The organism is Roseateles sp. P5_B10, from assembly GCF_056400485.1.
Genome location: NZ_JBFULE010000317.1, coordinates 1 through 5,782 on the forward strand (window position 1 = coordinate 1; position 5,782 = coordinate 5,782).

Genomic DNA, 5,782 nt, shown 5'->3' on the forward strand with positions numbered 1-5,782 from the left:
GAACTGCAGCGGGAAGGTCTTGCTCTCGCCCGACTTCATGCCGCGCACGGCGGCGTCGAACTGCTCCAGCATCTGGCCTTCGCCGATCAGGAACTGAAAACCCTCGGCCTTGCCGCCGGCGAAGGGCTCGCCGTCGATCTTGCCTTCGAAGTCGATAGTGACGCGGTCCCCAACCTGGGCCACGTCGGCCGCCGGGCGCTGGGCGAAGCTGCGGCGCTGCTTGCGCAGGATCTCGATGGTCTTGTCGATGGCTTCATCGGTCACGTCGCTGGTGACGCGTTCGACTTCCGCAGCCGCCAGATCACCGATCTTGACTTCAGGGTAGATCTCGAAGGTCGCGTCAAAGGCCATCTGGCCTTCAGGCGCTTCGTTCTTCTGCTCGATGCGCGGCGCGCCAGCGACGCGCAGCTGGGCCTCGTTGGCGGCGTTGTTGAAGGCGGCGCCGAGCTTGTCGTTGACGACTTCGTACTGCACCGAGTAGCCATAGCGCTGGGCGACGACGTTCATCGGCACCTTGCCGGGACGGAAGCCGTCGGCCTTGACGGTGCGGGCCAGCTTTTTCAGGCGGGCTTCGACTTCGCTGTTGATCTCAGCGGCCGCGACGTGCAAGGTGATGCGACGTTCCAGCTTTTCCAGGGTTTCGACGGTGACGGCCATGATGGACTCGGGAGAACGGTTGTTGACAGTGGTGCGCGGGGCCGGACTCGAACCGGCACGCCCGTGAAGGCGTCAGGACCTAAACCTGGTGCGTCTACCAATTTCGCCACCCGCGCAACGGGTTGGTTCTGATTGGGTTGCTCAAGAGCAACCCCGTAGGCGATTCGGCAAACCGGCGATTGTAGCGATCCTGCGTGGCTTGCCCGCCGCCCCGGTCCACGGGGCGGCAAAACCCTGACGAAAAGGCTTGCGCCTCGTCAGGCCTGGCCAGGAATTTCGCTGTCAACGAAGCGGCTGTGCAGCCGGCTGTGCTCCTCAGGGCGCATGACGCGAAAGACCACGGAATACATCGCCGGCAGCGCGAGCAGTGTCAACGCAGTTGCGACGATGAGCCCGCCCATGATGGCCACGGCCATCGGCCCCCAGAAGACGCTGCGCGACAACGGAATCATGGCCAGCACCGCCGCGGCGGCCGTCAGCACGATAGGACGGAAACGCCGCACAGCCGACTCCACGACGGCCGACCAATCCGGCACACCTCGGGCACGGTCCTGCTCGATCTGGTCGATGAGGATCACGGAATTTCTGATGATCATCCCGAACAGTGCGATCACGCCCAGCAAGGCGACAAAGCCAAACGGTCGGTTCAGCACCAACAGCGCGAACGCAACGCCGGCGATACCGAAGAAGCCCGTCAGGAATGCCAGTGCCGCGCGGACGAAGCTGTGCAGCTGGAGCATCAGCAGCGTCAGCATGATGAAGAGCGCGATCGGCACGCCCGCGCCGATCGAGCCTGTGCCCTTGCTGCTTTCCTCCACGGCACCCGCGATCTGGATGCCGTAGCCGACCGGCATCTTCTTCTGCAGTTCGTCGAGCTGGGGCCAGACCTCCTTGGTCACCGTTGCGCCCTGCAGGCCCTCGGCGACGTCGCCCTGCACCGTGACGGCGTAGAGACGGCCCTCGCGCCACATGACGCCAGGCTCCCAGTCGAACTCGACCTTGGCGATCTGCGTCAGCGGAATGGAGCGGCCGGTGCTGGTCGGCACATAGGCGTTGGCGATGTCGGTGATGACGGCGCGCTCGTCCAGCGGTTGGCGCAGCACGATGTCGACCAGCTTGTCCGCTTCACGGTACTGGCCGATGACGCTGCCCGACAGCAGGGTGCGCGCCGACTGCGCCAGGCTCTGGCTCGTGACGCCCAGCGCCCTCGCTTTGTCCTGGTCGACCTTGAGGCGCAGCATCTTGACGTTCTCGTTCCAGTTGTCATTGACGCCGCGCATATTGGGGCTGGTGCGCAGGATGTCCTTGGCCTTGTCGGCCCAGTCGCGCACGATCTTGGGGTCGGCACCGGTCACGCGGAACTGCACCGGGTAGGGCACCGGCGGGCCATTGGGCAGCAGCTTGACGCGGCCGCGCGCCTCCGGGAACTCCTCGGCCAGCACGGCCGGCAAGCGCTTGCGCAACTCCTCGCGCGCCGTCAGGTCCTTGGGCAGCAGGATGGACTGCGTGACGTTGGCCTGCGGGAAGATCTGGTCCAGCGGCAAATAGAAGCGCGGCACACCGGAGCCGACCCAGCTCGTCACGCTGGCGATGCCTGGCTCCTTGAGCATGCGCGCCTCGAAGCGCTTGGCGAGAAGCTCCGTCTCCTGGATGGTCGAACCCTCGGGCAGCCAGAGGTCGACGAGCACCTCGGGGCGGCTCGAATCGGGGAAGAACTGCTGCTGCACCTTGCCCATGCCGAAGATCCCGAGCGCGAACACGAGCAGCGTGATGGCGATGGTCTTCCAGCGGTTCTCCACGCACCAGCGCACCACACCGCGGAAGCGGTTGTAGAAGGGCGTATCGAAGAGCTCATGCACTTCGCCGTCCGCCGCCGGTTTGCTCTTCAGCAGCAAGGCGCCGAGATAGGGCACGAAATAGACCGAGACGACCCAGGAGATGATCAGCGACGCGGCCGTCACCGCAAAGATCGCGAAGGTGTATTCACCCACCGTCGACTTGGCCAGACCGATSGGCAGGAAGCCSACSGCCGTGATCAGCGTGCCGGTSAGCATGGGCATGGCCGTCACGTCGTAGGCGAAAGTGGCGGCGTGCATCTTGTCGTAGCCCTCTTCGAGCTTGCGCACCATCATCTCGACGGCAATGATGGCGTCGTCCACCAGCAGGCCCAACGCGATGATCAGCGACCCGAGCGAGATCTTGTGCAGGCCGACGCCCCAATAGAACATCGTCGTGAAGGTGATGGCCAGCACCAAGGGGATGGTGATGCCCACGACCAGGCCGGGCCAGATGTCGATGCGCAGCGGTTTGGTGTGAAAACCTAGCGCGATGAAGCTGACCGCCAGCACGATGACGACGGCTTCGATCAGCACGTGCACGAACTCGCCGACGGAGGTGGTGACGGCCTTGGGCTGGTCCTGCACCTGCTCGAGCTGGATGCCCGCCGGCAGTTCGCGCTCGATGCCCTTGAGCGCGATGTTCAGCGCCTTGCCCATCGCGATGATGTCGCCCCCCTTGGCCATGGATACGCCCAGGGCCAGCACCTCCTTGCCCTGGTGGCGCACCTTGGTGGCCGGCGGGTCGACGTACTCGCGCTTGATGGTGGCGATGTCGCCCAGGCGCAGTTGGCTGGCCACGCCGGTCTGCGGGTTGATGGCACGGATGGGCACCTCGGCCAGGGCCTGGGCCGTCGTGAACTGACCCTGCACCCGCACCTGGAAGTTGGCGCTGCCGGCGTTCAGCACCCCTGCACCCTCGACGGCGTTCTGCGTGCCGATCTGGTTGATGACCTGGCTGAAATCCAGGCCCAGCTGGGCCAGGCGCTTTTGCGAAATCTCGATGAAGACCTTCTCGGGCTGCACGCCAAAGATCTCGACTTTGGCCACGTCCTTGACCTGCAGCAGGGCCTGGCGCACGCGGTCGGCGTGCTCACGCAGCTCCTCGCGGCTGAAGCCGTCGGCCGACAGCGCATAGATGGAGCCGTAAACGTCGCCGAACTCGTCATTGAACACGGGGCCCAGCACACCCGCGGGCAGCGAGCTGCGCATGTCGCCGATCTTCTTGCGCGTCTGGTACCAGAGGTCGGCGACTTCCTTGGGCGGCGTGTTGTCCTTGACCTGGAAGACCGTCAGCGACTCGCCGGGCTTGGTGTACGAGCGGATCTTGTCCGCGTGGTTCACCTCCTGCAGCGTCTTCTCGATCTTGTCGGTGACCTGGTCGGCCATCTGCTGGGCCGTGGCGCCCGGCCAGAAGGCCTGGATGACCATGGCGCGGAAGGTGAACGGCGGGTCCTCGTCCTGGCCTAGCTGGAAATAGGCCACGAAGCCCATCAGCATCAGCACCACCATCAAGTAGCGCGTCAGGGCCGGATGCTCCAGCGCCCAGCGCGAGACATTGAAGCCGCCGACGCGGAGTTCCTTGGTGATCGGGGAATTCATGTGCGCCCCGGCTCAGCGTGAGGCCGCAGGGGCCGCCGGCGCATTCACGGTGCGCGGCGGCACATAGCGCTTGACCTTCTGGCCCGGGTTCAGCACATGCACACCCGCGACGACGACCTCCTGGCCAGCCGTCAACCCGCCGGCGATGACAACATCGTTGCCTTCGGCGCCCCCGATCTGCACCGCCACCGGTTTGACCGTCATCGACGCGCCATCCAGCACCCACACCGAGCTTTTGCCGCTTTGCTGCAGCACGGCCGCGAGGGGCAGCTTGATGACGCCGGCCATCTGCGGCAGCTCCAGCACGACGGTGGCGGACTGGCCCAGCCTGACGTCCAGCTTGCCGGCGTCGGCCTTGATGAGGAAGGTGCGCGTGACCGGATCGGCCGCGGCAGACACCTCGCGCAGCGTCAGCGGGTAGGTCTTGTCGGCGCCCCAGAGGCGCACCTTCAGCGCACCGGCCACACCGGCTGCGGCTTTCACGCGGGCGACCTGATCCTCGGGCACTGAAAAGACGAGGTCACGCGGGCCATCCAGCGCCACGCTCACGACCGGCGTGCCGGCCGCAAGCACCTGGCCGGGCTCGGCGTTGACGCCGGTCACGACGCCGGCGCCATCGGCCGTCAGCTGGGCGTAGCCGGACTGGTTGCCCTGCACATCTGACTGGGCTTTGGCCTGTTCCAGCTGGGCCTGGGCCGCCTTGAAGGCGGAGTCGCGTCGCTCCAGTTCGGCGGCGCTGATGAAGCCCTGGCGCTGCAGGTCGACGAAGCGCTTGTAGTCGGCGCCGGCCTGATCGCGGTTGGTGCGCGCGGCCATGACGGCAGCACTCGCGGCAGCCTCAGCCAGCCTGAGGTCCTGGGCGTCGATGCGGGCCAGCACCTGGCCCGGCTTGACCGTGTCGCCCAGATTCACCGCCCGGCTCAGCAGCTTGCCGCTGACACGGAAAGACAGGCGTGATTCGACTCGCGCCTTCACCTCGGCCGCATACTCATGACTGGCACTGGCCGCGCCCGCGCTGACGAGTTGTGTGCGCACCGCGCGTTCCGGCTCGGGAGCGGCGGGCTGCTTGCCACAACCTGACAACAGTGCAAAAAGCAGCGCTGCCGACAGCAGGGGCGGAGCGAGACGCAGAAGATGGGGCATGCAGACCTCGGCAGATGGAACGGCCGGCCTAAAATTTAATGACCGGCGGGTCAGTAATGTATTCAGACCCTGTGACAACTGTCAAACCTCGTTGACATATCCGGGCTTTGCAAGCGGAACTTGAGAAAAAGCTTGAGCAGCGTCGACCACTACGAGAACTTTCCTGTTGCCTCCGTGCTGTGCCCGCCCGCGCTGCGGCCGGCAGTCGTCGCGATCTATCACTTTGCACGCACGGCGGACGATCTGGCCGACGAGGGCGACGCTTCCACGGCTGAGCGCGCTCAGGCGTTGCGCGACTATCGGGCCGACCTGGACGCCGTGGTGGCCGGCCAGGCACCGTCGTCGCGCTGGCCCCACGTCTACGCACCGCTGGCGCGAGAAATGCACCGGCTGCAGCCGCCCCTGCTGCATGACCTGCTCGACGCCTTCGAGCAGGACCTGACACCGCCGCGTTACGCCGACCGCGAGCAGTTGCTCGACTACTGCCGCCGCTCAGCCAACCCGGTGGGGCGGCTGCTGCTGGGCCTGTATGGCGTGAACAACGC

At 65.9% G+C, this 5,782-nt stretch carries 4 protein-coding genes and 1 tRNA gene; 1 reads left to right on the plus strand and 4 read right to left on the minus strand.

The window, feature by feature from the left end; genetic code table 11:
- The 4 genes from tig to AC1DU6_RS18030 form a co-directional block, all read right to left on the minus strand.
- On the minus strand, nt 1-657 hold a 657-nt coding region (gene tig / locus AC1DU6_RS18015), incomplete at its 3' end, for a trigger factor (protein WP_477858689.1).
- 29 nt (nt 658-686) lie between these two features.
- Nucleotides 687-773: transfer RNA gene (locus AC1DU6_RS18020), tRNA-Leu, on the minus strand.
- Nucleotides 774-914: 141 nt separating this feature from the next.
- Complete coding sequence (locus AC1DU6_RS18025) at nt 915-4,094, minus strand: efflux RND transporter permease subunit (RefSeq protein WP_477858691.1); 3,180 nt, start codon at nt 4,092-4,094, stop codon at nt 915-917.
- 12 nt (nt 4,095-4,106) lie between these two features.
- Nucleotides 4,107-5,237, minus strand: coding sequence for an efflux RND transporter periplasmic adaptor subunit (locus tag AC1DU6_RS18030; RefSeq protein WP_056198252.1), 1,131 nt, complete (start codon nt 5,235-5,237; stop codon nt 4,107-4,109).
- A gap of 132 nt (nt 5,238-5,369) precedes the next feature.
- On the opposite strand from AC1DU6_RS18030, the gene AC1DU6_RS18035 reads away from it, so the two are divergent.
- Nucleotides 5,370-5,782: squalene/phytoene synthase family protein (locus AC1DU6_RS18035; protein ID WP_477858693.1), on the plus strand; the 413-nt coding region annotated here is incomplete at its 3' end.